22 protein-coding genes are annotated in these 25865 nt (G+C 56.3%); 14 read left to right on the top strand and 8 right to left on the bottom strand.

The window, feature by feature from the left end:
- Nucleotides 1-36: 36 nt before the first annotated feature.
- The 11 genes from J7395_RS09990 (at nucleotide 37) to J7395_RS09940 (ending at nucleotide 13850) form a co-directional block, all read left to right on the top strand.
- A complete protein-coding gene (locus tag J7395_RS09990; protein ID WP_209221361.1) occupies nucleotides 37-1746 on the top strand; it encodes a flagellar hook-basal body complex protein in 1710 nt (569 codons plus the stop codon).
- Between the two features lie 310 nt (nucleotides 1747-2056).
- Nucleotides 2057-3706 (top strand): flagellar basal-body MS-ring/collar protein FliF, encoded by a 1650-nt coding sequence (gene fliF / locus J7395_RS09985; RefSeq protein ID WP_082824835.1) that lies wholly within the window; start codon nucleotides 2057-2059, stop codon nucleotides 3704-3706.
- 81 nt (nucleotides 3707-3787) lie between these two features.
- The gene (locus J7395_RS09980) at nucleotides 3788-4906 is read left to right on the top strand and encodes a FliH/SctL family protein (protein ID WP_209221360.1); all 1119 of its coding nucleotides are present in this window, start codon (nucleotides 3788-3790) and stop codon (nucleotides 4904-4906) included.
- Nucleotides 4896-5258 (top strand): flagellar motor switch protein FliN, encoded by a 363-nt coding sequence (gene fliN / locus J7395_RS09975; protein ID WP_007091338.1) that lies wholly within the window; start codon nucleotides 4896-4898, stop codon nucleotides 5256-5258. The genes J7395_RS09980 and fliN overlap by 11 nt, the downstream gene beginning before the upstream one ends.
- 22 nt (nucleotides 5259-5280) lie before the next feature.
- On the top strand, nucleotides 5281-6075 hold the full coding sequence (locus tag J7395_RS09970) for a MotA/TolQ/ExbB proton channel family protein (protein ID WP_062952907.1): 795 nt from the start codon (nucleotides 5281-5283) through the stop codon (nucleotides 6073-6075).
- 58 nt (nucleotides 6076-6133) lie between these two features.
- Nucleotides 6134-7702 (top strand): sigma-54 dependent transcriptional regulator, encoded by a 1569-nt coding sequence (locus J7395_RS09965; protein ID WP_209221359.1) that lies wholly within the window; start codon nucleotides 6134-6136, stop codon nucleotides 7700-7702.
- 87 nt (nucleotides 7703-7789) lie between these two features.
- Nucleotides 7790-9946, top strand: coding sequence for a flagellar biosynthesis protein FlhA (gene flhA, locus J7395_RS09960; RefSeq protein ID WP_114121816.1), 2157 nt, complete (start codon nucleotides 7790-7792; stop codon nucleotides 9944-9946).
- Nucleotides 9947-9970: 24 nt separating this feature from the next.
- Nucleotides 9971-10957, top strand: a complete 987-nt coding sequence (locus tag J7395_RS09955; protein ID WP_097051035.1) for a GTP-binding protein — start codon at nucleotides 9971-9973, stop codon at nucleotides 10955-10957.
- On the top strand, nucleotides 10954-11742 hold the full coding sequence (locus J7395_RS09950) for a MinD/ParA family protein (protein WP_062952911.1): 789 nt from the start codon (nucleotides 10954-10956) through the stop codon (nucleotides 11740-11742). The genes J7395_RS09955 and J7395_RS09950 overlap by 4 nt, the downstream gene beginning before the upstream one ends.
- A 4-nt stretch (nucleotides 11743-11746) precedes the next feature.
- A complete protein-coding gene (locus J7395_RS09945; protein ID WP_209221358.1) occupies nucleotides 11747-13345 on the top strand; it encodes a hypothetical protein in 1599 nt (532 codons plus the stop codon).
- Between the two features lie 103 nt (nucleotides 13346-13448).
- Entirely contained in the window at nucleotides 13449-13850 is a 402-nt protein-coding gene (locus J7395_RS09940) for a hypothetical protein (protein ID WP_062952913.1), read from the top strand.
- On the opposite strand, the gene J7395_RS09935 is transcribed toward J7395_RS09940, so the two are convergent.
- The 4 genes from J7395_RS09935 to J7395_RS09920 all read right to left on the bottom strand — a co-directional run bounded on the left by J7395_RS09935 (nucleotide 13851) and on the right by J7395_RS09920 (nucleotide 18148).
- A complete protein-coding gene (locus J7395_RS09935) occupies nucleotides 13851-14405 on the bottom strand; it encodes a 2OG-Fe(II) oxygenase (RefSeq protein WP_062959884.1) in 555 nt (184 codons plus the stop codon).
- Between the two features lie 136 nt (nucleotides 14406-14541).
- On the bottom strand, nucleotides 14542-15219 hold the full coding sequence (locus tag J7395_RS09930; protein WP_209221357.1) for an ATP-binding cassette domain-containing protein: 678 nt from the start codon (nucleotides 15217-15219) through the stop codon (nucleotides 14542-14544).
- A gap of 7 nt (nucleotides 15220-15226) precedes the next feature.
- Nucleotides 15227-16912: an ABC transporter permease subunit gene (locus J7395_RS09925; protein ID WP_209221356.1), complete on the bottom strand. Its 1686-nt coding sequence runs from the start codon at nucleotides 16910-16912 to the stop codon at nucleotides 15227-15229.
- Between the two features lie 6 nt (nucleotides 16913-16918).
- Nucleotides 16919-18148, bottom strand: coding sequence for an ABC transporter substrate-binding protein (locus tag J7395_RS09920; protein WP_209221355.1), 1230 nt, complete (start codon nucleotides 18146-18148; stop codon nucleotides 16919-16921).
- A gap of 208 nt (nucleotides 18149-18356) precedes the next feature.
- On the opposite strand from J7395_RS09920, the gene J7395_RS09915 reads away from it, so the two are divergent.
- Together J7395_RS09915 and J7395_RS09910 are read left to right on the top strand one after the other, a co-directional pair.
- Complete coding sequence (locus J7395_RS09915) at nucleotides 18357-19094, top strand: TerC family protein (RefSeq protein ID WP_062952918.1); 738 nt, start codon at nucleotides 18357-18359, stop codon at nucleotides 19092-19094.
- Nucleotides 19091-19573 (top strand): YbaK/EbsC family protein, encoded by a 483-nt coding sequence (locus J7395_RS09910; protein WP_209221354.1) that lies wholly within the window; start codon nucleotides 19091-19093, stop codon nucleotides 19571-19573. Before J7395_RS09915 ends, J7395_RS09910 begins: the two co-directional genes overlap by 4 nt.
- Nucleotides 19574-19579: 6 nt before the next feature.
- Here J7395_RS09910 and J7395_RS09905 read toward each other — a convergent pair whose 3' ends face one another.
- Together J7395_RS09905 and fliI are read right to left on the bottom strand one after the other, a co-directional pair.
- Complete coding sequence (locus J7395_RS09905; RefSeq protein ID WP_062959878.1) at nucleotides 19580-20008, bottom strand: flagellar FliJ family protein; 429 nt, start codon at nucleotides 20006-20008, stop codon at nucleotides 19580-19582.
- 54 nt (nucleotides 20009-20062) lie between these two features.
- Nucleotides 20063-21562 (bottom strand): flagellar protein export ATPase FliI, encoded by a 1500-nt coding sequence (gene fliI / locus J7395_RS09900; protein WP_097051043.1) that lies wholly within the window; start codon nucleotides 21560-21562, stop codon nucleotides 20063-20065.
- Nucleotides 21563-21965: 403 nt separating this feature from the next.
- Here fliI and J7395_RS09895 point away from each other — a divergent pair, with 403 nt between their 5' ends.
- Nucleotides 21966-22664, top strand: coding sequence for a response regulator transcription factor CtrA (locus J7395_RS09895; RefSeq protein WP_007091320.1), 699 nt, complete (start codon nucleotides 21966-21968; stop codon nucleotides 22662-22664).
- 111 nt (nucleotides 22665-22775) lie between these two features.
- On the opposite strand, the gene J7395_RS21070 is transcribed toward J7395_RS09895, so the two are convergent.
- Nucleotides 22776-24089, bottom strand: a complete 1314-nt coding sequence (locus tag J7395_RS21070) for a protein-glutamate O-methyltransferase CheR (RefSeq protein ID WP_348541227.1) — start codon at nucleotides 24087-24089, stop codon at nucleotides 22776-22778.
- A 9-nt stretch (nucleotides 24090-24098) separates the two neighbouring features.
- Nucleotides 24099-25814 (bottom strand): chemotaxis protein CheB, encoded by a 1716-nt coding sequence (locus tag J7395_RS21065; protein ID WP_209221352.1) that lies wholly within the window; start codon nucleotides 25812-25814, stop codon nucleotides 24099-24101.
- Between the last annotated feature and the right edge of the window lie 51 nt (nucleotides 25815-25865).

The following is a 25865-nucleotide window of genomic DNA, read 5'->3' as shown; positions in this document are numbered from 1 at the left end:
TTTTGATCAACACCCTGTAGGTGCAGGAGAAATACAATGAGCCTTTTTGGTGCTATGATTTCCGGTGTATCCGGCCTGAATGCCCAGTCGCAAAACCTGGGCGTCATTTCAGACAACATCTCGAACCTCAACACGATCGGTTACAAGGGTACAATCGGGCGTTTCTCGACGCTTGTTACGGAATCCGCGACCGACACCCGTTACACCCCCGGTGGTGTTCGGTTTCACCCGACCGCATTGATCAGCAAGCAAGGCTTGCTGCAGGCGACCTCGTCAAATACAGCAGCCGCAATTTCCGGCGACGGTTTCTTCATCGTGCGCGATACCGCCGCGCCGGGAACCAATGACGAATTGTTCTTTACCCGTGCTGGCGACTTCAAGCCTGACGATGACGGCTTCCTGCGCAACACGGCAGGTTATTATGTTCAGGGTTGGGCAACCGACCGTGACGGGCAGCTTCTGAACCGGAACGGTGTTGTTACCTCTTCGAACAGCTCAGCCGTTACCGACCTTCAGGTTCTTGATATCAACTCAATCCTGACCGCAGCCGCGTCGACGACGACGATCGAATTCGGTGCAAACCTGAACTCGGATGAAACACCTTTGGCGGGCGGAACCAACGTTTCGACAACGCTTGGTGTTGACGGCACAGCCGCTCTTGCAGGTCAGGCTGGTATTGCTGCCGGAGATTCTTTCGACATCACCTATAACGGTACCACCACAACAATCACGATCAACGCGGGTGAAACACTTGCCGATATCGCAGCTGAAATCAGCGCCGTCACAGGCGTTACAGCAACTGCGACGACCACCGGCACCAACGACACCCTGACCATTACCGGTTCGTTCGCGGATCAAGACGTTGTTATTACCAACAACACCAATACCCCGCTGACCGCACTTGGCTTCACCGGACCTTTCCCGGCGACGCTGGCCGGAACCTATAACAGTGGTGATCTGGCTTCCGGTGCGACCGCCGAAAACAACTCCATGCCGGTCACGATCTATGACTCGCTGGGTTCGGCCCATACCGTCAACCTTCAGGTCCTTAAACTCGGTCAGAATCGCTGGGCATTTGAACTTATCGGCACCACCGGCACCGGTGAACTTGATGCCGCAACACATCCGAATGGCCTGATCCAGTCCGGTATCATGACCTTTGACGGTGCGGGCAACCTTCAGACCTTTACCGATGACGCCGGTACCAGCCTTGTCGATCAGGACATCTCGGCCACCTGGACCAACGGTTCGGCAAACTCCGCCTTTACCCTTGATTTCGGGACACTGGGTCTTGGTAACGGCATCACCCAGTTTGCAGCCGGCTCGGATGCCAACGGCAACTTGGTCGAATACACCACTCACTTCATCAACCAGAATGGCGCTCAGGCCGGCACCATGGTGAACTATGCCTTCACCGAAGAAGGTTTCCTTCAGGTTGAATTCGCCAACGGCGTGAAACGTCCGGTCTACAAACTGGCGATTGCTACCTTCGAAGCCCCTGATGAAATGGAAAACCACACTGGTAACGTTTATCGCCAAACCCGTGAGTCAGGGGACTATCTGTTGCGTGAACCGGGCCTGAACGGTGCGGGTAACGTTGTGGCTTCTGCTCTTGAAGGGTCGAACGTCGATCTTGGTGAGGAATTCACCAACATGATCATCACCCAGCGCGCCTATTCGGCGAACACCAAGACGATCACCACGACTGACGAAATGCTCGACGAGCTGATCCGGATCAAACGGTAACTGATTGATACCATCGGGGCGGGCTTTCCGCCCCGATGGACTGCATATTTACAGGGACTCGCCCGGCTTTTTCAGCCGGGCTTCTTTTTGGGGCACGAAATACCTACATAATGGGCAGCATATTGATCTCGCCAAAGATGCAAATGATTCAAATCACTGGCGAATTTTGGACACATTACTGGGCAATAATTGCCGGTCGTTAACCTGTTCTTCAATATGCGCTTCTATTCGTTGATGATACCGGTAGCTATTGTGCGGACATCTGCCGGTGTTGGGGACAGTGGTAACAATCGATCCGGAGCAGTCGAACGTGGGCGGTTTATTGCAAACGCTTAAAGGTCTTGGACCGACACGCCTGATGGCCATCAGTGGCGTCGGGGTGTTGCTGCTTGTGTTTTTTGCATTCCTTATTCTGCGTGTCTCGGCACCGAATATGGAATTGCTTTATCGCGATCTTAATCCTGCGGACGCCAGCCAGATCGTCAACCGGCTCGAAGAACAGCAGGTTTCCTACCAGCTTTTGAATAACGGCACCGAAATTCTGGTCCCAGCCGATCAGGTCAACCGCATGCGCCTGTCGATGGCCGAAAGCGGTTTGCCGACAGGTGGTTCCGTCGGCTATGAAGTTTTCGACAATGGCAGCGGCCTTGGCGCGACCAGCTTTGAGCAGAACATCAACCATGTCCGCGCCCTTGAGGGCGAGTTGGCACGTACCATCACGGCCATACAGTCCGTCCAGCAGGCGCGTGTTCATCTTGTGTTGCCCAAACGCCAGATGTTCTCGCGTGAAACACAGGAAGCAAGCGCATCCATCGCCGTTAAAATGGCTGGCGGAGAATTGAAACCCGAACAGGTCATTGCCATCCAGCATCTTGTTGCAGCGGCGGTGCCCCAACTGACCCCAAGCAAGGTTTCGATCATTGATGAACGCGGTCGCCTTCTGGCTCGCGGTCAGGGTGAAGAGCAATCATCAACCTTCCTGACCCAGACCGCCGATGAAATGCGCATCCGCAACGAAACGCGCCTGCGCAATACGATCGAAGATCTTCTGTCGCGTTCCCTTGGTTATGGCGAAGTCCGCGCCGAAGTTTCGGTTGAAATGGATTTCAACAAGGTCACAACGGCGGATGAGCGGTTTAACCCGGACGAACGGGTTGTACGCTCCAGCCAGACGATTGACGAAAATTCCACCAACAGCGAAACCGAGGGTACCGACCCGGTAACGCTGCAAAACAATCTGCCTGACGCCAACTTTGACGCCGGCCAGGGAGCAGGCACCAGCAGCCAGGAAACCCGGTCCGAGGAAACCGTCAACTACGAGATTTCCAAAACCACCACGACAAAGGTCAAGGAAATTGGCGAAATTTCCCGTGTGACCGTTGCGGTTCTGGTTGATGGTACCTATACGACAGATGAAAACGGTGAACGGCTTTATCAGGAACGTTCCCCGGAGGATCTGGAGAAGATCGCGGCCCTTGTTCGCAGTGCAATCGGCTATGACCCTGCACGCAGCGATCAGGTCGAAGTGATCAATATGAGATTTGCCGACACGGCAGACCTGTTCCCGGATGAAGATGTCGAAACGTTCCTTGGTCTCGACAAAGCCGAAATCTTCCGTATCGCCGAGATGCTGGTCCTTGCCATCGTTGCGATCCTGGTCATCCTTCTGGTGGTTCGCCCGCTTCTGACCCGTGCCTTCGAAACACTGCCAAGTGCCGCCGATATGGCACAGCGTCAGCTGCTGGCCGAGGACATGACGGCAGAAGGCACCCCTGCCCTGACAGGACCATCACCGGTTCCGATGGCACCGGGCATGGAAGATGGCGAAGAACTGATCAACCTGTCGCAGGTCGAAGGTCGTGTGAAAGCCTCCTCGGTCAAGAAGATCGGCGAGATTGTCGAGAAGCATCCGGAAGAGGCTCTGTCGATCATTCGCAACTGGCTTTATCAGGAAACCTGATTTGCCTGACGGTCCAATCATGGGCAGGGTGGCGTAAGGCCACCGGCCCGCTTGTCGCCCAAACCAAACCAGCGGTTCGATATGACGGCCATTGAAAAATTCAAATTCTCGCTCAGTTTCGATGATGCCGATAACGTCATTCGTTCGTCCGGTTCGGATGATGAACATTATTCTCTGCGCAAAAAGAAAAAGAAAAAAGAGGAGGAGGCCCCGCCCCCTCCTCCGGCAATTTACACCGAAGAACAAGCCGCCCAGATGGTAGCCGAAGCTGAGGCCGCGGCCCGTGAAGCCGCCGATGCCGAAGGCTTCGCCCGCGGCCTTGAACAGGGACATGCTGAAATTCGATCATCCCTTGAACAGGCGATGGCAGATACTTCGGCACGTCTTGCCGAGACCCTTGCCCGGATTGACGAACAGCAAAAACGCGCCAACGCCCGCATCAACGAGGACGCCATTCATGTCGCCATTGGCGTGATGCGCAAAATTGCGCCTGCCTGGTCGAAACAGTTCGAACTCACCGAAATCGAAAGCATCGTACGTCAATGTCTGGCAAACCTGTTTGACGCGCCCAAGGTGATTGTGCAGGTCCATCCCGATATCAGCGATATGGTTTCGGAAAGTGTTGAAAAAATCGCGCAGTCGCGGGGTTTCTCGGGCAAGGTCGGTGTGGTTGGCGAACCAGATATCGATCTGGGTGACTGCCATGTTTCGTGGGGCGACGGGACGGCTGTCCGCGATACCAAGCGCATCTGGGCCGAGATTAACGATATCGTGGAACGCGCCCTTCAAAGCCATGGTGACGAGCATCAGCTCGACGGCAGCGATATGGGCGATCCTGTCATACAAGACACCAGTCTGGCCGACCTGCCGCCCAAACAGCCCCCGGCAAGGTCCGAGGTACCGGCTTCCGATCCGGAACCGGCACCTGGAAACCGGCTTGACGCCGAGGGAACAGGATCACACGACACACCTGTATCGACCGGTCAGACCGAAGAAGGTCATGGCACAGAACGGGTTAATATGCCAACATCCCCCCAGGATGATGCGTCGCACACAGAAATCGGGATCAACGATAAAGATGATCAGCTACAACAGGATGGGGACCCGTTGCAGCCGGATCACAAACCCGATGTCGAAAACGAAACAAAAGTCGATGTGACGCAGGAAGCTCAAGGACCAGGAGACGAAAATGGCCGATGATGACGATCTTGAACTCTCGGAACTCGACAATGACGATATCGAGCTAGAGGGCGAAGGCACCGAACTTCTGGCCGCCGCCGAGATCGGCAGCGATGCCATGAAGACTTCCAAGGATCTCGAAGCGGTTTATGATATTCCCGTTCAGGTTTCGGCAGTCCTTGGAAAAGCAACCATGCAGGTGAGCCAGTTGCTAAAACTGGGGCGTGGTGCCGTCGTAGAGCTTGACCGCAAGGTTGGGGAAGCTATTGATATTTATGTAAACAACCGTCTGGTCGCACGCGGCGAAGTGGTGGTTGTCGAAGACCGTCTGGGGGTAACCATGACGGAAATCATCAAGTCCGAGAAAAACTAGTCTTTTGAGAGGATGAGCGGGTATGGCGGACGGGGGGACTAAAACGTCGTTTGATATCGCGACGGTTGCGGGGTTGGCTATCGGCTTCGCACTTGTGATTGCGGCGATCGTATTGGGGGGATCGCCCGGGGCATTTATCGATATTCCGTCCGTTCTGATCGTGATCGGCGGGACGGCTGCGATTACCGCTGTCTGTTTTGCTTTGGGCGAATTTCTTGGCGCCGGCAAAGTCCTGATGCGCACGATTTTTCACAGATCGCGCAACCCGGCCGATGCCGCCCTACAGATTTTGCAACTGGCTGAAATTGCGCGTAAAGGCGGGGTTCTGTCGCTTCAGGGCCATCTTGATAGCCTGCAAAGCGAAGAATATCTCTGGAAGGGTCTGTCACTTGTTGTCGACGGCACGCCCCCCGAAGAAGTCGAAGCCATCATGCGCAAGGACATGAACGCCACCATCGGACGCCACCAGAAAGGTGCGAACATCATGAAAAAGGCTGGCGATATCGCGCCGGCCATGGGCCTGATCGGGACGCTGATCGGTCTGGTGCAGATGCTCGGCAACCTTGATGACCCGTCTTCGATCGGCCCGTCCATGGCGGTTGCGCTTCTGACGACTTTCTATGGTGCGGTTCTGGCAAACATGGTGTTTATGCCGCTTGCGGCCAAACTCGAACGCAACTCGGGCGAAGAAGAACTTTTGAATTCGGTCTATATGGTGGGGGCCGTCTCCATCGGGCGACAGGAAAACCCCCGTCGTCTGGAAATGCTGATCAACTCCATCCTGCCCCCGTCAAAACGGGTCAGCTATTTCGATTGATCGGTGAAAGCCGCCAATTGAAATTGCCATTGGGAACGAAGTGGAAAGAGATGAGACTATGCAGGTATTGATCGTTGGTGGACTGGGCGGTCAGATCGGCGCAGCCAGCAAGATCGCGATGGCACGCGGCGCAACAGTCCAGTTGGCCGAAAGTGTCACGACATCGCTGAATATCCTGCGCGCAGGCAACCGTATTGATCTGGTCATGGCCGACATCACCCTTGATGTCGCCGCCCTGATCGAGGCAATGCACCGTGAACGGATCAATGTTCCGGTGGTGGCCTGCGGTATCGGAAATGACGTCAATGGTGCGGTCAATGCAATCAAGGCCGGTGCACAGGAATTCATCCCGCTGCCACCCGAAGCAGACCTGATTGCCGCCATCCTCGAAGCCGTTACCGAAGAAAGCCATGCCCTAATCCATCGCGATGCCCGCATGGCCGAAACCCTGCGTCTTGCCGAACAGGTCGCCAAAAGCAGTGCATCCATCCTGATCACGGGCGAAAGCGGAACCGGCAAGGAAATCATCTCGCGCTTCGTACATCGGAAATCCAACCGCGCCGATAAACCGTTCGTTGCGGTCAACTGTGCGGCCATTCCCGATAACCTTCTGGAATCCGAACTGTTTGGTCATGAAAAAGGTGCCTTTACCGGCGCACAGGCCCGACGTATCGGTAAGTTCGAAGAAGCCAATAACGGCACCCTTTTGCTTGATGAAATCAGCGAAATGGATGTCCGCCTGCAAGCAAAACTGCTGCGCGCCATTCAGGAAAAGGAAATCGACCGTTTGGGCGGTAAAAGCCCGGTGAAGGTCGATGTCCGAATTCTGGCGACCTCCAACCGTAATCTCGAGGCCGAAGTCAATGCCGGCAACTTCCGCGAGGATTTGTATTTCCGACTGAACGTCGTCAATCTTGATATTCCCTCGCTGCGCGAGCGGCCCGACGATATTCCGGTTCTGGCGGAATTCTTTGTGAAAAAATATTCCGAAGCCAATGACGTGCCGATCCGACCGATCAGCCCGTTGGCAATCGCACGTTTGCGCAGCCACCATTGGCGCGGTAACGTTCGAGAACTGGAAAACACCATGCATCGAGCGGTCCTGATTGCCGGTCCAACCGAAATCGGCCCCGAAGCCATCATGCTTTCCGGCGCCGGTAGCAGCGAACCGGGCTGGCAATCAGCTCCGGCACCCGAAGCAGCACCCGCGCCGACATCGGCCCCTGTCCCGTCACAACCGGCACCAAGTACCCCGTCACGCGCGAGTTCGGCCTATGCCAATGCCAACGCAGCTTATGGTGGTGCCGCCTATCGTCCGGTTCCGCCTGCGCCGCAGCCTCATCATCACGAAGATTACGCATCGCCCTGCCCGGCTGAGCCTGTCGATCATGATGCCGGTTCCACAGATCAAACCTACGGAGACTCTTCGGTAACCGCGGCACTGGTCGGTCGAACTGTTGCCGATGTCGAACGCGATCTGATTATTGATACGCTGAAACATTGCTTTGGTAACCGCACGCATGCGGCCAACATTCTGGGCATTTCGATCCGCACGCTACGCAACAAACTGCGTCAATATACCGATGAAGGTCTTGCCGTGCCACAACCCGGCAATGGCCAGGACTGAATATTACAAAACGACCGGTGCACCCCATATCAGAACTAAGGGATGCATTCCCGGGATCGAACAACAATAGGGTAACCAACAGGCAACATGGCCGACGGTCGAGACATCACACCGGCAGGATCTGACGGATCGGAAGGATCGGGTGGCGCAGGCGGCCTGAATATGGCCGGTATCCAGTCGCGCGTCCGCTCGGCCATGAAACGCGGCGACATCGCCATGGCGCTTGGCTTCATCCTGATCCTTGTGGTCATGATGTTCCCAATGCCGCCCTGGCTGCTCGATTTTCTGCTGGCATTGTCGATCAGCTTCTCCGTGCTGATTCTGATGACATCCCTGTTCATTCAGAAGCCGCTTGAATTCAACTCTTTCCCGATGATCCTGCTGGTGGCGACGTCGCTGCGGCTGGCATTGAACATCGCAACCACGCGCCTGATTCTGGGCCATGGCCACGAAGGTACTCACGCCGCTGGTGCCGTGATCGAGGCGTTCGGCAGTTTCCTGATCTCGGGCAATTTCGTAATCGGGATTATTGTTTTTGCCATCCTCGTGATCATCAACTTTGTCGTTATCACCAAGGGTTCGGGACGTATTGCCGAGGTCGCGGCACGCTTTACCCTTGATGCCATGCCCGGCAAACAGATGGCGATTGACGCCGATCTGTCATCGGGTCTGATCAACGAAGCCCAGGCAAAGGCACGCCGCAAGGAACTGGAAGACGAAAGCTCCTTCTTCGGTTCCATGGATGGTGCCTCCAAATTTGTGCGCGGCGATGCGGTTGCCGGTATCCTGATCACCTTCATCAACGTGATCGGTGGTATCATCATCGGTACCGCCCAGATGGGCCTGTCATTGGCCGAGGCCACCGAAACCTATACCATCCTGACCGTTGGTGACGGTCTGGTATCCCAGATCCCCGCCCTGATCGTGTCGACGGCCGCGGGCCTTCTGGTCACCAAGGGTGGCCTTGACGGCGCAACCGAAAAAGCCGTTTTCGGACAGGTCAGCAATTACCCCGCCGCCCTTGGTGTTGCGGCCGCGATGATGGCGGGCATGTCGCTTTTGCCCGGCATTCCGATGGTCTGGTTCCTTGGTCTGGCGATCGTGCTCGGATATCTGGCATGGCATCTTGGCAAAAAGCAGAAAGAAGCCGCTGCCAACGCCCAGATGGAAGAAGCCCAGACCGCAGCCGACGCCGCAGGCCCGCCACCCGAAGAACCGATCGCCAATGCGCTTCGCATGGATTATGTGCGGCTTGAACTGGGATACGGCCTGCTGTCGCTGATCAGTACCGAACGCGGCCAGAAACTGACAGATCAGATCAAGGCCCTGCGTCGGCAGCTTGCCACCGATATGGGCTTTGTCATGCCCAGCGTGCGCATTCAGGACAATATGCAGCTGCCCGCCAATACCTATGTGCTGCGCGTCAAGGAGATCGAGGCCGGCCGTGGCGACCTTCGCCCCAATATGCTGCTGGTCATGGACCCGCGCGGCGAGGAAATCACCCTTGCCGGTGAAAAGACCATGGAACCGACCTTCAACCTGCCGGCCATGTGGATCGAACAGGGCATGAAAGAAGAGGCCATGTTCCGCGGCTATACCGTTGTGGACCCGCAAACCGTGATCACCACCCACATTACCGAGGTGATCAAGGACCATATGCCCGAACTGCTGTCCTATGCCGAAACACAGAAGCTTCTGGACGAACTCGACGACGACCAGAAAAAGCTGGTCGAGGATATCGTGCCGGGTCAGGTCTCCGTTGGCGGGGTTCAGCGCGTTCTGCAAAACCTTCTGACCGAACGCATATCGATCCGCGATCTGCCGACCATCCTCGAAGGGATTGCGGAATCAACCGCCTTTACCCGCAATCCGACCTTCATGACCGAACATGTGCGGTCCCGTCTGGCGCGCCAATTGTCGGATGTGAATACCAACCATGATGGCGTTATCCCGCTTGTGACCCTTTCGCCGCAGTGGGAGCAGATCTTTGCCGAAAGTCTGGTTGGTTCTGGCGAGGAAAAACAACTGTCGATCCCGCCAAGCCAACTTCAGGAATTCATCAACAAAGTGCGTACCACGTTCGAGCGGCTAGGCATGATGGGCGAAAGTCCGGTTCTGCTGACAAGCCCGGGTATTCGTCCCTATGTCCGGTCCATTGTCGAACGGTTCCGGCCAACCACGGTTGTGATGTCCCAGAACGAAATCCATCCCAAGGCTCAACTCAAAACCATGGGGCAAATATGATGATCCGTTGCGAGGGGACAGCATATGCGCCTTAAGACCTTCAGCGCCCCGACCATGACAGAGGCGATGGCACTGGTCAAAGAGCATATGGGATCGGATGCCATTATCGTGTCGACACAGGATATCCCGGGCACGGGTGTTCGCCTTACCGCGGCCCTTGACCGGGACCCCGATCTTGATTTCGATATTGTCGATGCGGGCCCGCCGGGCCATCAGGAACTGCTTGATCACGCCGAAAAGGCCCTGCTGCGCCATAATCTGCCTGAACGACTGCGACTGCGTTTGACCGATCTTATGGGCCGTGAAAGCGGTGCCACCAATGCCCAGCAGCTTCTGGCATCCGCCCTTGACGAGATTTTCGATTTTTCACCGCTACCGGAAAAAAACACACCGCGCGCTCTTGCCTTTGTCGGGCCTCCCGGTTGTGGCAAAACATTGGCCGTTGCCAAAACCGCTGCACGTGCCGTGATGAAAAAACGCAAGGTTGCGGTACTGACCACCGATTACAAACGCGCGGGTGGTGTCGCACAGCTTGAGGCCTTCACGCGTATTCTGAACATCAATCTGTCACTGGTCAGAACCCCCGAAGAATTCAAATCGCAATTTTCCCGCATGCGGGATGCCGATATGGTTCTGGTCGACACGGCAAGCTGTAATCCCTATGTCGATGCTGACATAAAGGCTTTGGGCGATTTCATGACTGCCGTTCCCAGCGAACCCGTGCTGGTCAATCCCGCAGGGATCGACGCCGATGAATGTGCAGATATCGCCAGTGCCTTTGCCGATTGCGGTGTTTCGCGCATGGTGATTTCCAGACTGGATGTTGCATCGCGCCTTGGCGGCGCGCTATACGGTGCAGATTCAGGAAATCTTTCCCTTTGCAATGTCAGTATGACCGCACAGGTTGCAGACGGACTGACCGCGATCAGCCCCGTCGCTCTGGCCAAACTTCTGATACCGTCCCATCGCGCCGAGAACGCGAAACCGAGTTTCTCCGAGGTCGTGAAATGACTGCCAAGTCTGATGAAGTATCCAAAACTGCTCCGCGTGCCAAAGGCCGCAACGTCCTTGCCATTGCATCGGGCAAGGGGGGCGTGGGCAAGACATGGTTTGCCATTACCCTGACCCATTCGCTGGTGCGTGAAGGCAAAAAGGCCCTGTTGTTTGACGGTGACCTTGGCCTTGCCAACATTGATATCCAGCTTGGCCTGATGCCCAAACATGATCTGGGCGGCGTGATTTCCGGCCGGATCGGCCTGCGCGAAGCTGTAACTCCGTTCCCTGATGGCGGCTTTGATATCATTGCGGGGCGCAGCGGATCGGGCAGCCTTGCCAATCTGCCGGTCACCCGCCTTCAGGCCCTTTCCGACGATCTGATCCAGACCGGCAAAAGCTATGACAAGGTGCTGATTGATCTCGGCGCAGGCGTTGATCAGGGCGTGCGCCAGATGACCAGCCTTGCCAACACGGTCATTGTCATTACCAACGGTGACCCGACGTCGCTGACCGATGCCTATGCCTTTATCAAGGTCACCCATATGGCCCGGCCCAAAACCGATATCCGTGTGGTGGTGAATATGGCCAAGGACCGCAAGGAAGGCGAGGCGATCTATAACAAGCTTCTCAAAGCCTGCGAAGGTTTCCTGAAGATCAGTCCGCCGCTTTTGGGCGTTGTACGTGCTGATCCACGTGTTTCGGAATGCATTCGTTCGCAAACCCCGCTTCTGATGCGCCACCCCAATTGCGATGCTGCCCAAGACATGGAAGCGATCACGCAAAAACTGCTGGAGGGCTGATGCCATGACACTCCCGCCTCAGGCCATAACACCCGGTACCGCAGTCGGCGGTCAGGGTGGTTCGGCGGCAGGTGGGACAGGCACGCCACCGGCACAGGTCAGTGCCGCACAGCAGGTCGCCAATGCCATTGCCAAACTGCCGGTCGAAAGCCTGCTTCAGGCGTCTGTCCAATCACGTTCGGGCAATGAATTGACTCTTCTGACCAGTCTGGGTCAGGTGAACATAAAGCTGCCGACACCACTTCCAGCCAATCTTGGTGACTTCCTGTGGGTTCGTATCATGCCCCAGGCGCAGCAGGGAGCCGATCCAGCAGCATCCCTTCGTCTTCAGGTTCTGCCGCAAACACTGACACCGGGGGCAACCGGAACTGGCAGCGGTTTGCCAACTGCGGGCATCAACAGCAATCCGCTGATCCCCGGTCAAACCTTTGGCGCCATCACAACAAGCAGCCTGACGCTGCCCAATGGCAGCCAGTTGCCTGCTGGAAGCCAGACACAGGTTATCTTTGTCGGACAAGGTGCCGTCAGCGCCGGGAAAGCCGCCCAGATTGCAAATATGACTTCCGCGGGAACAACCGTCACCCCCCCGACCATTGCTACCGGTGGTACTTTGACAGGGCCTTCGACAGCGGGTCTTGCCGGTCAGGTCGTTGCAGGCGGGTCTGGGGGCACGGCCCCGACACCGCTGGTTCTGACAGGGACGGTTCTGCCCCCTGACAGCGCCGAAGCCCGCATGTTACCAAATGGCTTTACTGCCCTTCGCACATCTGCTGGTGTCGTAGGAATCAGATTGCCGGTTCCAGCGCCCGTTGGTGCGACCCTTTCATTCAGCATTGATGCCAGCACCACGACCGGACGCCCCCCCCAAATCCCCCAAATGACCGAGGCGGAATTGATTGCACGCGGCCAGAATGCTGCCTTGTCGCGTGACTGGAGCAGCCTGCAGCAGGCCGTTACGGCACTGGCACAACATGATCCCGGTGCGGCAGCAGCCCTGTTAAACAGCATCCCGCAGGCTGGGCCGAAACTGACCACCACCATGATGTTCTTTTTCGCGGCCATGACCGGCCCTGGTGCCACCGCACGCGGCTGGATGGGGGACCGTGCCAGCAACAGCCTGTCATCAATCGACGGCCGTGGCAGTGATATCCTCAAAAAGCTTGAAGGTGATTTTGCCACCCTGCGCGGTATGGCCGCCGATGAACGCCCCGATGGCTGGCGTGTGATGCCGATGCCGTTTCAGATGGGCGAACGGATCGAACAGGTGCGCCTTGCGTGGCGACATGGCGACGGTGAAAACGAAAAGGGCGAAAAGGAAGAACCCGGTACGCGTTTCCTGCTTGATCTGTCTTTTAGCGAGGTGGGCCACACCCAGCTTGACGGTCTGGTCAAAGGCGAAGACAGCAAGTTCGATTTGATCGTGCGCACTGAAAATCCGCTGCAATCGAATAATCGTGACGACATCCGCGGTATCTTCCGCGAGGCATTGCAGATTTCCGGCTATAAGGGCCACCTGATTTTTCAGGATGGTAGCCGCTTCGTCGAAATCGCCCCACCGGCCAACGAACCCAAGCCGGGTTCCCATCACGGGATCGAAGCATAAGCTTTTCGGCTATGCCGGGATATGTCCTTGAAATGAAGCCTTTTCGTTCCTGCCGGGCAGGAGTAATCTTGAATATTCATCTGAATAATCACAGGTCGCGCCGATGCTGGAAATATTTGAACGTCGAAACCTGTTGCTGACCGAACATAATCCGGGGGCGCAGCTTGACTATGTCGTGACGTTACAAAGCGAGCTGACCGGATGCGAAACCGTTTTTCCCGCACGCATGACGCTGCGTTATGTTCCTGACCGGCTGATCCTCAGACCGGATTGTCTGGCGGCATACTTTGCCGAAATCGCCCGTATTCCGTTCGACAATTTCGAAACAGCCGCCGTGCTTCTGATGGAAGATTTCAACAATGAGATCATTCCGCGCTGGATCAATTTGCGCCTTGATAAACAAAAGGCCGACAATGCCAGCGTCCAGCACCACGAAGCCGCACTCGAAGACCGCCAGCCGAAATGGCATAATCCGCGCCTGCTCGACCGGCTGGAACGCTACTGATCAGCGGAAAGGTGTTCCGTGCACCCATTGGGTCAGGGAATAGCGCAGGCCCGCTGTCGTCGGAGCGACGCGGTGCAGAACGAAGCTCGGGAAAAAGATCGCCGTACCACGTTCCATCGGCGCATCAAAAACATGTCCGGCCGGGTTCAGTTGCAACAAGCCGCCTTCATACTGATCAGGTTCGGAAAGCTGGATGACCATGGTCAGTTTGCGACGACGTGCAATATCGGACGCGCCAACGTCACTGTGCCAGTCGTAATGTCCGCGCTGATCCCCAGCATAGCAGGCAATCTGGGCATCTTCGGCAAATTCCGACAGAGAAAAATCAAACACATTGCGGTTGACGTCCGCGACCATGTCGATAATGCGCCGCATCACGACCGGTTCCTGCGTTTCGTTGAACCAGGTGATCTGTGAGCGGCGGATATGACTTGCCGATTGTCCCTGAACAAGGCCGCCGTCATCAAGCTCGGTCGAAAATCCGTCAATCAACCGGTCGCAGGTTGCGGTATCGAGCGCATCCGGAACGATTGCATACATTTCTTCTGGAAACATTCACGACATTCTCCGATGCCGCATGGGCCTTCTGATTTTGTATCCCGGACCCAAGACAATTCTTTGCGGTTCGTTTCTCTTAGGACCAAACGCCCGGATTGACCAGCGTGAAAATCATGCAGAAACCGCCTGCATGCTATACCGGATTCACGATCCTGCCACCCGCCGCAGCCCCGTCCTCAGGATCATGGGTGACCATAAGGGTCGGCAGACCGCGCAAACGTGCCTGATCAAAAACAAAGGTTCTGATCTGGTCGCGCAATTCAGTATCGAGCTTTGAAAACGGTTCATCAAGCAAAAGCGCATCGGGTTCGGACAGCAGCACCCGCATCAAGGCCACGCGCGCACGTTGGCCCCCGGATAATGTCGCAGGATCACGGTCGGTAAAGCCACCCAGCCCGGCACTTTCAAGTGCTTCGTCAATCCGATGCCTGCGTTCGTCGCGCCCGCAGATGGTCGACGGCAGGGCAAATGCCAGATTACCTCCAACCGATAAATGCGGAAAAAGAAGGTCATCCTGAAACAGAATACCGACATGACGATCCTGTGGTGCCAAACCATCCAGCGACATTCCGTTCAACACGACCTGCCCGCCAACCTCAAACCCGGCGGCACGGCCCGATGGCAATGTTCCACAAATATGCGCAAGCAGGCATGATTTACCCGAACCGCTTGGCCCCATCAGCGTCACGATCTCGCCCGGCTTGATCACGATATCAATATCAACCAGCCCCCGCCCGTTCAGGCGAATGGAAACCCGGCGCAATTCAAGTCCGCTGGATGTGGTGCTATCGGGGTTGAGGGTTCTGCTCATATGACCATTATACCCTGTTATGGTCAGCCATGCCGCGCCGCTGACGGAACACAACAGCCGGGATCAGAAGAGCCAGAGCAAAACCGGCAAAAGGCAGGATCATTTGCAAAAGCCCGTAAATCCCGATCATCCTCCGGTCTCCGCCCGACGCCAGTGCAACCGCCTCGGTCGTTACCGTAGCAAACCGCCCCGCCCCGATCAAAAGGGATGGCAGATATTGCCCGACACTGACCGCAAGACCGACCGCACAAGCCGTCAGAACCGCACGGGTCAGCAAAGGCAACCGGACCCGCCAGAACACCCGTGCCGGTGATGCTCCAAGGCAAAGGGCCGTTTGTCCATATCGCGGATCAAGGGCGCGAAACGGATCGGCAAGTGATAGAAAAACATAGGGCAGCACAAAAATTAAGTGAACGATCACGACGGAAATCAACGTACGTTCCAGCCCGATGCCAGTGAAAAACACCTGAAGTCCGAACATGAAACTGATCTGCGGCATCAAAAGCGGCAGATAAATCAATAACATCGCCCCCTGCCCCGGTTTTCGGAACCGACGGGTTTCGTTTTCAAGACATCCAAGAACAAGTGCGATCGCAACCATCACCGATAAGACTGCAATCACAAGTGTCGTCCACAGTATCGCGCCCAGCATGTCGTATTCCCGTATCCAGAGACGCAGACTGAAACTGCGTGGCAGGAATTCCGGAAACGACCAGTATCCGGCAAAGCTCCAGACCAGAAGACTTGCCAGCCCAAGGAACACGGCCCCTGCCGAGAGGATCGCCGCACCCGCAGCAAAACGGCGAAGGGTTCCATCCCGTCGCCCACGCATCCCGCCTTCGGCCCAGACACGCCCCCAAAATCCGGCCAGCTTTTCCCCTCCCCACCAGATCACAATCGCCATAAGCACAAGGATCAACTGCAACATCGCCCCGGCAGAGGCCAGAAAACGATGCGACAGGTCCGGGTCGGACAACCAGCCCAGAATACGTACCGCCAGCGAGGCCGGTGTCGTTGGGCCAAGGATCATCGCGACATCAACAACAGAGGTTGAATAAGCCAGCACCGCCAATACCGGCAAACGGATTTGCGGATAGATTCGGGGCAATACGGCTTTCAGCCAGCCGACCACACGACCATAGCCAAACGTCAGAACCACCTGACGGGTCCGGTCTGCATCTGCCTGCGGCAAGGCGGCAAGTGTCATCAACAACAGAAACGGAATTTCCTTGGCAACCAGCCCGGCAATAAGGGCAATTCCCATCGGGTCATGCAAGGTCACGATATCAGGCGGTCGATCCCATCCAGCAAACGGTGCCACCGCCCGAACAATCCAGCCGCTTGGTGCAATCAGAAACGCCAAACCAAAAGCCGCAGCAGCATGCGGCACGGACAAGATTGGTGACAATAACCGCTGCATCACCGCAAAAATCCGCGTGCCCTGCCACGCCGCACAGAACAGCATGACAAGTGAAAACGAGATCAGGGTGGCGACAAGTCCGTTCACAAGCGATAGCCGCACAGAAATCGCCAATCCAGGCTGACGTAACAAATCACGCCAAGGATCAATCGATATTCCGTCACCACCAAGCGCCGGAAGATACCCGAATGCAGGCAACATCGTCCCGATCAGCCCGGCGCAAACCGGACCGATCATCAGAATAAGGGTGAAAGCCGGAAAAAACCGCAGCATGTATGTCTATTGGGCCACGCCATAACGTTTCTGCCATTCGGTTTCAACCAGTTCCATCCAGCTTGGATGCGGTTCCGGCAAAACCTTCCCACGTTCGGAAGGAGACAGCGACGCGATGCCGAGATCAAGATCGGCAAAGGCCTTTTGCATATCCGCAGGAAGTTTATCCATCGCCAGTACCGTATCGGCCCCCCAATATTGCGGATCCTGTTTACGCAACTGGGCTTCGGGCGACATCAGAAAATCGGCCAGCACAACCGCCCCTGCCTTGGCCGATGCGTTATAGGGAATGGCAACGAAGTTGGTATTGCCAAGCGTGCCGTTGCCAAACACATAGGACCGGACTGTATCGGGCAGCTCCATAGCTTCGATCGCAGATGATACTTCGCCGGAACTGAACGAAAACGCGATATCGATCTCGTTATCGGCCATCATCGTGCGCAATGACGCGCCGTTTTGCGGGTAGGCTTGTCCATTGCGCCACAATAGCGGCTGCAAATCTTCAAGATATCCCCAAAGTGGTGCCAATACCTTTTCGGCATCTACCTGATTTGCAGGCTGTTGCAGAACTTTGGGGTCTTCAACCAGTTCGGTCAGGATTTGTTTCAGGAAGGTCGACCCCATATAGTTTGGCGGCTGAGGATAGGTAAAGCGCCCCGGATGTTTAACCAACCATTCCAGAAGTTCCTGTGCTGATCTAGGCACGCTATCAAGGCGCGCGGTGTCATAATAGAAACTGACCTGCGCCATGCCCCACGGTGCTTCAAGACCCATGGTCGGTATCGTGAAATCATTGATGACGGTTGGCTTGCCTTCGACATCGACATAGGCAAAATTCGGCGTCTGTTCCGCCCATGGACCGAACAAAAGATCATTGCGCTTCATGGCGGCGAAGTTTTCACCGTTCAGCCAGATCATATCGACCGCCCCGCCGTCATCAACGCCAGCCGTCTTTTCCGAAAGCACCTTTGCCACCGCATCGGCAGTGTCGGAAAGTTTTACCTGTACGACATTTACGCCATAACGTTCCTGCACCTGCGCACCAGCCCATGCGATGTAATCATTGATACGCGGCTCCCCGCCCCAGGCATGCCAGTAAACCGTTTGGCCGCGCGCCTGATCCAGAACCGATTGCCAGTTGCCGATATCGGGTGCCGGGTCGGCCTTGGCAGGGATGGCAACCGCTGCTGTCGCGAGACCGGCGACAATGCTCAGACCGGCAAGAAAAACGCGCATCTTGGAAATCCTTGTTACTGGATGGGCCACAAATAACAGCCGATTGAAACAATCGGGCGTCATCCGCGTTACCTGTTTGTTTTTGTTGCCATCATTTTTCCAATCTTGGCAGACTAAAATCAATTCACGCTTGCGTTAGATGGCTGGTGATTACACCTTATCGGTGCTGCGGAAATCGCGGTCAGGAACACAGAAACGGGAACAGATCATGTTTGAATGGGTCACGGATCCGCATATGTGGATGGGGCTTGCCACCCTGACCGCGCTCGAAATCGTGCTGGGCATCGATAATATTGTTTTCCTGTCGGTGATCGTATCCAAACTCCCGCAAAATCAGCAGAAATCGGCACGCCGTATCGGCCTGATCGGGGCGATGGGCATGCGGCTTGTGCTTCTGGCCTGTATCGCATGGGTGATGGAACTGACCGCCCCGATGTTTTCCGCCTTCGGGCAGGAAGTCAGTGGCCGGGACCTTATTCTGATTGTCGGCGGGTTGTTCCTGATTGCCAAGGCCTCCAAGGAAATTCATCACACAATCGACGAACCCGAAGAACACGGACCGGGCAAGATCATGTCGGGCTTTGCGATGACCATAGCCCAGATCATGCTGCTTGATATCATCTTCTCGCTCGATAGTGTGATTACCGCCGTTGGACTGGTCGATCATATATCGATCATGATGATCGCGGTTGTTCTGTCGGTTCTCGTCATGCTGGCTGCGGCCAAAACCATTGGCGATTTTGTTGAGAAACATCCATCGGTCAAAATGCTGGCACTGGCCTTCCTGATCCTGGTCGGATTTGTCCTGCTACTGGACGGTGTCGAAATCCATGTCCCCAAAGGTTACATCTATTTCGCGATGGCATTCAGCCTTGGGGTCGAAACGCTGAACCTGATCAATCAGAAGCGTAAACGCAAAGCCAAAGAGCTCGGAGCCACCAAATGAAACAGGTCGCACCTCCTTCGTGCCTGCAAAATGCTTTCGACAAGCATGGCCTTGATCATATCAAGGTGCTGGAATTTCCCGATGGCACCAGATCAGCTGCGGATGCCGCATCGGCAATCGGCTGCGATATCAGTGATATCGGAAAATCGCTGGTGTTCATGACCGAACGCCACAAACCAATCCTGATCATCATGAACGGTGCCGATCAGGTCGATGAAAAACGCGTTGCCGGTCTGATTGGCGGTCTTTCGATCCGCAAGGCCACGGCGGACGATGTCCGCACCTCGACCGGCTATGCCATTGGCGGCGTGCCGCCCTTTGGCCATGTCGGACCGGTCGAAACCCTGATTGATGAAAAACTGCTGTCGAAAAAAACGATCTGGCTGGCGGCAGGAACACCCAAGACGGTCTTTGCCATGACCCCGGATGAACTCCGCCGGGTAACCGGCGTTGAAACAGGTGTTTCGATCTCGGCCTGACCCAACTTAAATCAGGCCATCATCACGGGTGGCGGAACGTGCCCCGATTTCGTCAAGTTCGGCCTGCTCCTTGCGGTCTTCTTCCGCACGCTCCGCCTCGACGCGGTTGCGTTCGGCAATTTCAGCGGTCTTCACGGCCTTGAACGCATCGGCAACCTCGTCACGGAACGCGTCAATTTTGGCTTCCTGATCGGATATTCGTTTGACCAGTGCCGCGCGCTCGGCAATGACGGCACTGGCAAAAGAGCCATAGGCGAAACCGGCAAGTTCGGGGTTTTCGGCCGCTACCTTCTGCTCTTCGACCACCGCTTTTTCCAGTGCATCCTTTTCCGCCAGAAGATTATTCAGCACACCCTGCATCTCGCCAAGTTCACGGCGTTTGTCATCCAGCGCCCATTTGCGCATACGTATCAGGGTTTTGAAATCCTTGGCCATCGCTGTCAGTTACCCGAAATATCGCTGGCACGGCATTTCAGCATGATCATGATCTCATTGCTGATCACGCCGAAGCGCACGCTTCGCTGCATTCAGATCATTCCCCGTATTTGCGGCGGTTGAACGGCTGTTAACCTGGGGCCGAAGACGATTGCGTTCCATGACGGTTGCGCCTTGCGGATTGGCTGCCGGTTGACCAGCTCCATCAGGGGCTTCCTGCTGCGCGGGTGCCAGATCAAGACGACGTGCCAATTCAGCGTAACCGTCGGCCAGACGGGTGCATTCGGTTTTGCGCTGCTTCAGGAATTCCTCGATCAGCGGGAAGTAATGGATAGCCTCGTCCACCTTCGGGTCCGTCCCCAGACGATAGGCCCCGAGACGGATCAGTTCGGCCATGTCCTCGTATGTCGCCAATAACTGGCGGGCACGCGAAACGATCTGGTTTTCATGCTCGTTATTGCAGCCCGGCATGGTACGCGACACACTGCGCAAAATATTGATGGCCGGATATCGTCCCTGTTCGGCAATTGCGCGATCCAGCACAACGTGCCCGTCAAGAATACCGCGCACCGCATCGGAAATCGGTTCGTTATGATCATCGCCATCGACCAGCACCGTGAACAGGCCAGTGACCGATCCCTGCCCCGGCCCCCCCGGCCCGGCACGCTCCAACAGTCGTGGCAATTCGGCAAATACCGTCGGTGTATAGCCCTTTGACGCGGGTGGCTCGCCCACCGACAGGCTGATTTCACGCTGGGCCATGGCAAAACGGGTTACAGAATCCATCATGCACAGGACATCGCGCCCGGTATCGCGGAAAAACTCCGACAGTGCCATCGTCATATAGGCTGCCTGACGACGCATCAGAGGCGGTTCGTCCGATGTGGCAACGACGACGACAGACCTGCGCAACCCTTCCTCACCCAGATCGTCTTCGATGAATTCGCGTGCCTCGCGGCCACGTTCGCCAATCAGACCGACGACCGATACATCGGATGTCGTGTGGCGGGTCATCATCGACAGCAAGCTGGATTTACCCACACCCGACCCGGCGAAAATCCCCATACGTTGCCCCCGGCAACAGGTCAGGAAGGTGTTCATCGCGCGCACACCCAGATCGATCTTTCCGGCAACACGCTGGCGCGAATGGGCGGATGGCGGTGCATTGCGGATCGGATAGGGCGTTGGACCTTCGGTCAGAGGACCCTTGCCGTCGACCGGTTGCCCGAACGCGTTGACCACACGCCCAAGCCAGCTTTCATCGGGATAGACCTGTGGCTGGGTGTCGGCCAGTTCGACCTCGCAACCGATACCGATGCCGTCAAGCATCCCGAACGGCATCAAAAGAGCGCGTTCATTCCGGAAACCGACAACCTCGCAAATGACGGCCTCGCCATCCCGACGTTTGACCTTGCAACGATCCCCAACCGATAGGGCACCTTCGACCCCGCCAATCTCGACCAGCAGCCCCAAAACAGCCGTAACCCGCCCGACAATCCTGTAATCGGGAATGCGGCGAAGTTCGGCGATGATGTTTCGGCCAATCTGAAACACGTTTGCACTTTTCTGTCTGACGGGTGTCGATACGTGATGCGATCCGGAATTTTATCGTCACCATCCTGTCAAAGGGTGGCAAATTCGTCCGCGTCGCACCAGATATAAGTGTCATAAACGGTATTAAAAACCCGTATATGCCAAATCGGCATTAAAAATCCGGTATCGGCATGCATGGTCGTTAACGGCGCAAACCGTTGGGAAACTTCACATTCCGGAACCGAGTCGCCTTTATCGGTGAAAAAAAGTTAACAAGATGCGACTCGCCTGCTTGCCACGAGTCGCAAAGCAACGTATCGTTAACGGAATGGAATAAAATTTCCACACGGCAATCGTTGGGGCGCTTGTCGGAATAAGCCGGATCAACACGGAATTTTTGCGGAACACGGTAACGGAGCGGAACATGCGGGTGCTGCTTGTCGAAGACGACAATGCCACTGCTGACAGCATCGAGTTGATGTTGAAATCAGAAGGCATGGTTGTCGATACCACGGATCTTGGGGAGGATGGCCTCGAGATCGGTAAACTTTATGATTACGATATTATTCTTCTAGACCTCATGCTGCCGGATATCGACGGTTATGAAGTTCTCAGACGGTTGCGCGACGCACGCGTTGAAACCCCGGTGCTTATCCTGTCGGGGTTGACCGAAACCGAAGACAAGGTCAAAGGACTTGGTTTCGGTGCGGATGACTACCTGACCAAGCCGTTTGACAAGGTCGAATTGCTGGCACGTATTCAGGCGATCGTTCGCCGGTCGCGCGGCCATGCCCAATCGATGATTGCCACCGGCAGGCTCAATGTGAACCTTGATGCACGCACCGTTGATGTTGACGGGTCGCCGCTGCATCTGACCGGCAAGGAATATGGCATCCTTGAATTGCTGTCGCTGCGCAAGGGCACGACATTGACCAAGGAAATGTTCCTGAACCATCTCTATGGCGGGATGGACGAGCCGGAACTCAAGATCATCGACGTTTTCGTGTGCAAACTGCGCAAGAAAATCCAGTCAGCCACCAAGGGTGACAACTACATCCATACGGTTTGGGGCCGGGGCTATGTCCTGCGCGACCCGGACGTCAACAGTAGCGCAGCCGCCTGATCGCAACGCATCTGCCGTCGCGTTCCGCTGTGCCCAAAGTCAAAAACGCCCCGATGCTTCATCGGGGCGTTTTGCTTTGTACTTTATGGCTTACCGAGAAGTACCGGTTTTCTATTTCTTGTCTTCGGGCTTACCGAAACGCGAACGATCAAATGTGGTCGACGGCCGCGTTGTACCGGTTCCCGTACTGCCTGTTCCGCTGGATGGTCGTGCAGGCGGTGTGCTTCCCGTCGAACCGGCCGTTCCCAATGGACGACGATACGTTGATCCGGCTGTGCCGGCGGAACCGGTGCTGCTGGTCCCGGTCGAAGATGGGCGCGAATATGTGCCGCCTGCAGTACCGGTTGTTCCAGTTGTCAACGGTCGGGTCGCTGTCCCGGTTGAACCGGTGCCCGTGGTGGTTGCCGGGCGCGCGGCGGTTCCGGTCGAAGGCCCCGGACGCGGCTGCGTTGCGGTTCCGCCACCTGCACCAGCAGTCGTTCCACCCGCTGCATTCTGCATATGCTTTGGTTTCGGGAAGGCAAAGCCCCCCGTCGCCGCGCCCGCCCCGGCCGTCGCAGCAGCGCCGCCTGCCTGAATTTTTTCCAGCGCAGAAACATCCACATCCGGGGCTCCCGGACGGTTCAGCTGATAAATGCCGCGCTGACGGGCCAGCGGTTTGAATTTGTCGGAAATGCCCAGAACCGTCTCCGCCCCGCCAAGGAACAGGAAACCGTCATCGGGCATCAATGCGGAAATGCGCGCCAGTACATCGGTCTTGGTCGGTTGATCGAAATAAATCAGCACGTTGCGGCAATAGACGATGTCAAACTGCCCCAAAGGACGGAAATCATCGAGCAGGTTGAATTCCTTGTATTGAACCTTGGACCGGATTTCCTGCGAGATTTGCCACTGGTCCTCTTTCTTCTGGAAATACTTGACCAGAAGCTGGATCGGAAGGCCCCTTTGGACTTCGAACTGGGAATAAAGACCCGCACGAGCCTTGGTCAGGATTTCGCGCGAAATATCTGTCCCGATAATTTCAACCCGCCAGCCTGAAAGCTGGGTTTTGAATTCATCAAGGATCATCGCCAGCGAATAAGGTTCCTGCCCCGAGGACGCAGCAGCACACCAGATCCGCAGATGGCGTTTGGAAGCACGTTCCTTGATCATGTGCGGCAGAACGACATGGCGAAACTGGTCGAACGGCTTGGTATCGCGGAAGAAGAAGCTTTCATTGGTCGTCATCGCATCGACGACTTCCTCGACAAGCACACGGTCACCACCGCGCAACGCCGCGATCAGTTCAGTCAGGTCCTTGAGCCCGCGCTTGCGCGCAATCGGCATCAGCCGGCTTTCGAGCAGATACGTCTTGTCCTGGCTCAGAACGAGCCCGGATTTTGACTTTATCAGTCTGCTAACGAAATCGAAGTCTTCCGGCCTCATCATCTCGGCTTAACGACCCCCTGCAAATTTTTTGATATAGGCCGCGATGCCACCCACGGGGAGAACCGCTGAACAAATGCCTGCATGCGCTGCGGCACCCGGCATTCCCCACACAACGCTTGTCTGCTCGTCCTGCGCAACAACCATTCCCCCGGCACCCACAACAGCACGCCCGCCCAACATACCATCCTGCCCCATACCTGTAAGGATAGCCGTCAGTATATTACCACCATAGCTTTCAACAAGGCTGCGCAGCATCGGGTCAACCGACGGGCGACAGAAATTTTCAGGCGGGTTCTGGTTCAGAACAATTTTCCTGCTGTTACCGCGGCCCTCTACCACCATGTGGTAATCCCCGGGGGCAAGGTAAACCTGCCCACCCTGAATTGGCATGCCAGTCTGGCCTTCCTGGCATTTAAGCCCCGTCAAACGCGTGATGTGTTCTGCAAGGATTGTGGTAAAGGTCGCAGGCATATGCTGGGTGATGAAAATCGGTTGCCGCACACCGGCAAGCCCGCGTAGCACTTCAAACAAAGCCTGCGGACCACCGGTCGAACTGCCGATCGCAATCACTTCGACATTGATGCGTTTTTCCGGAAGAAGACTGATCTGCCCCGTTGTCATCGCGCGTCGTGCTGGCGCCGGTGCGGCGGCACCGGCAGGTGCCTTGGCACGCGCCGCAGCCGCAGCTGCTGGACTGCGTGCGGCCGGAGCGGCACGCTGGGGAGCCGGTTTAACCGGTGCATTGCGTGCGGTTGCGCCGCCGGAAACAATGGTACTGCCCGGACGAGATGGCTTGATACCAGCATTAACGGCCTTGGTATCGCCTGCAGCAATGGCTGCCTCACGGATCAACCGACCCGGATCACGCGGCTGCGTCGCGGCTGCAGACGGGGCAGCATCACGCGTCAAAGCCGATGCACCGGCAGCCTTGGCGTCGGTATTTGCTGGAGCCGGTTGCGGATGTTGCGGCGGCTGATGCTGTGGTTGGGGCATCGGGCGGGTCGACATCGGTCCGTGACGACCAGGCTGATGCGTCGGTCGCGGGCGCAGTTCGGCGGTGAAACGCTTTCGCTGTACCCGTCCCGGTTTATGCAAAGTCTGATGTTCGACCGAAAGCTCGGCCCGGAACGGCGCAGGGGCATCCGTCCCATCCGGCTTTGCATTGCCATGATCATCTTCATCGCTGGCTGGTGGAACATCGTGTTCCGGCGCGGCATCCGGGTTTTCGGGAACCGGCACGACGTTCTCGGCCTGATCCTCGTAACGGACCTGCTCGGCGCCAAGCATCTTGCGACGCTGTTCGGCCCATGCCTTGACCTTGTCCAGCAGCTCGGCCCGGAAGCCTTCGCCAACATTAAGGTCCTTGGCCGATGATGGCTTGGGAATGTAGTCCACCGCACCAAGCGTCATCGCCTGGAAACTGATATCGGCATTTCGCTTGGTCAGGGTTGATGCCATGATCACCCGGACCGTCGGATCAATTTCAAGAAGTTTGGGTAATGCCGTCAGACCATCCATGACCGGCATTTCGATATCAAGAACGACAGCCTCGATCCCGATTTCCTTGCGCATAACCACAAGGGCATCCTCGCCATTGGCGACGGAACCGACGACCTCGATATCGTCGTCTTCCTGCAACATACGGGTTACCAGACCACGCACGATTGCGGAATCGTCGACAATCAGGACTTTATAGGGCGGATGGATTGGCGTGTCTTCCACGTACCGACGTTCCCGTTAGAGCAACCGGACCAAAACCAAGGCAAATGCACA

Origin of the sequence: Thalassospira sp. A3_1, assembly GCF_017744215.1 — a bacterium.
Classification (GTDB): domain Bacteria; phylum Pseudomonadota; class Alphaproteobacteria; order Rhodospirillales; family Thalassospiraceae; genus Thalassospira; species Thalassospira lucentensis_A.
The sequence above is the reverse complement of the archived record's forward strand: the minus strand, read 5'-3'. Positions and strand labels throughout refer to the sequence as shown.

What these genes read in the sequence shown, in the direction of transcription:
- J7395_RS09990 (WP_209221361.1), top strand. Translation starts at nt 37, where the DNA reads ATGAGCCTTTTTGGTGCTATGATTTCCGGTGTATCCGGCCTGAATGCC.
- J7395_RS09980 (WP_209221360.1), top strand. Translation starts at nt 3,788, where the DNA reads ATGACGGCCATTGAAAAATTCAAATTCTCGCTCAGTTTCGATGATGCC.
- fliN (WP_007091338.1), top strand. Translation starts at nt 4,896, where the DNA reads ATGGCCGATGATGACGATCTTGAACTCTCGGAACTCGACAATGACGAT.
- J7395_RS09970 (WP_062952907.1), top strand. Translation starts at nt 5,281, where the DNA reads ATGGCGGACGGGGGGACTAAAACGTCGTTTGATATCGCGACGGTTGCG.
- J7395_RS09965 (WP_209221359.1), top strand. Translation starts at nt 6,134, where the DNA reads ATGCAGGTATTGATCGTTGGTGGACTGGGCGGTCAGATCGGCGCAGCC.
- flhA (WP_114121816.1), top strand. Translation starts at nt 7,790, where the DNA reads ATGGCCGACGGTCGAGACATCACACCGGCAGGATCTGACGGATCGGAA.
- J7395_RS09955 (WP_097051035.1), top strand. Translation starts at nt 9,971, where the DNA reads ATGCGCCTTAAGACCTTCAGCGCCCCGACCATGACAGAGGCGATGGCA.
- J7395_RS09950 (WP_062952911.1), top strand. Translation starts at nt 10,954, where the DNA reads ATGACTGCCAAGTCTGATGAAGTATCCAAAACTGCTCCGCGTGCCAAA.
- J7395_RS09945 (WP_209221358.1), top strand. Translation starts at nt 11,747, where the DNA reads ATGACACTCCCGCCTCAGGCCATAACACCCGGTACCGCAGTCGGCGGT.
- J7395_RS09940 (WP_062952913.1), top strand. Translation starts at nt 13,449, where the DNA reads ATGCTGGAAATATTTGAACGTCGAAACCTGTTGCTGACCGAACATAAT.
- J7395_RS09935 (WP_062959884.1), bottom strand. Translation starts at nt 14,405, where the DNA reads ATGTTTCCAGAAGAAATGTATGCAATCGTTCCGGATGCGCTCGATACC.
- J7395_RS09930 (WP_209221357.1), bottom strand. Translation starts at nt 15,219, where the DNA reads ATGAGCAGAACCCTCAACCCCGATAGCACCACATCCAGCGGACTTGAA.
- J7395_RS09925 (WP_209221356.1), bottom strand. Translation starts at nt 16,912, where the DNA reads ATGCTGCGGTTTTTTCCGGCTTTCACCCTTATTCTGATGATCGGTCCG.
- J7395_RS09920 (WP_209221355.1), bottom strand. Translation starts at nt 18,148, where the DNA reads ATGCGCGTTTTTCTTGCCGGTCTGAGCATTGTCGCCGGTCTCGCGACA.
- J7395_RS09915 (WP_062952918.1), top strand. Translation starts at nt 18,357, where the DNA reads ATGTTTGAATGGGTCACGGATCCGCATATGTGGATGGGGCTTGCCACC.
- J7395_RS09910 (WP_209221354.1), top strand. Translation starts at nt 19,091, where the DNA reads ATGAAACAGGTCGCACCTCCTTCGTGCCTGCAAAATGCTTTCGACAAG.
- J7395_RS09905 (WP_062959878.1), bottom strand. Translation starts at nt 20,008, where the DNA reads ATGGCCAAGGATTTCAAAACCCTGATACGTATGCGCAAATGGGCGCTG.
- J7395_RS09895 (WP_007091320.1), top strand. Translation starts at nt 21,966, where the DNA reads ATGCGGGTGCTGCTTGTCGAAGACGACAATGCCACTGCTGACAGCATC.
- J7395_RS21070 (WP_348541227.1), bottom strand. Translation starts at nt 24,089, where the DNA reads ATGAGGCCGGAAGACTTCGATTTCGTTAGCAGACTGATAAAGTCAAAA.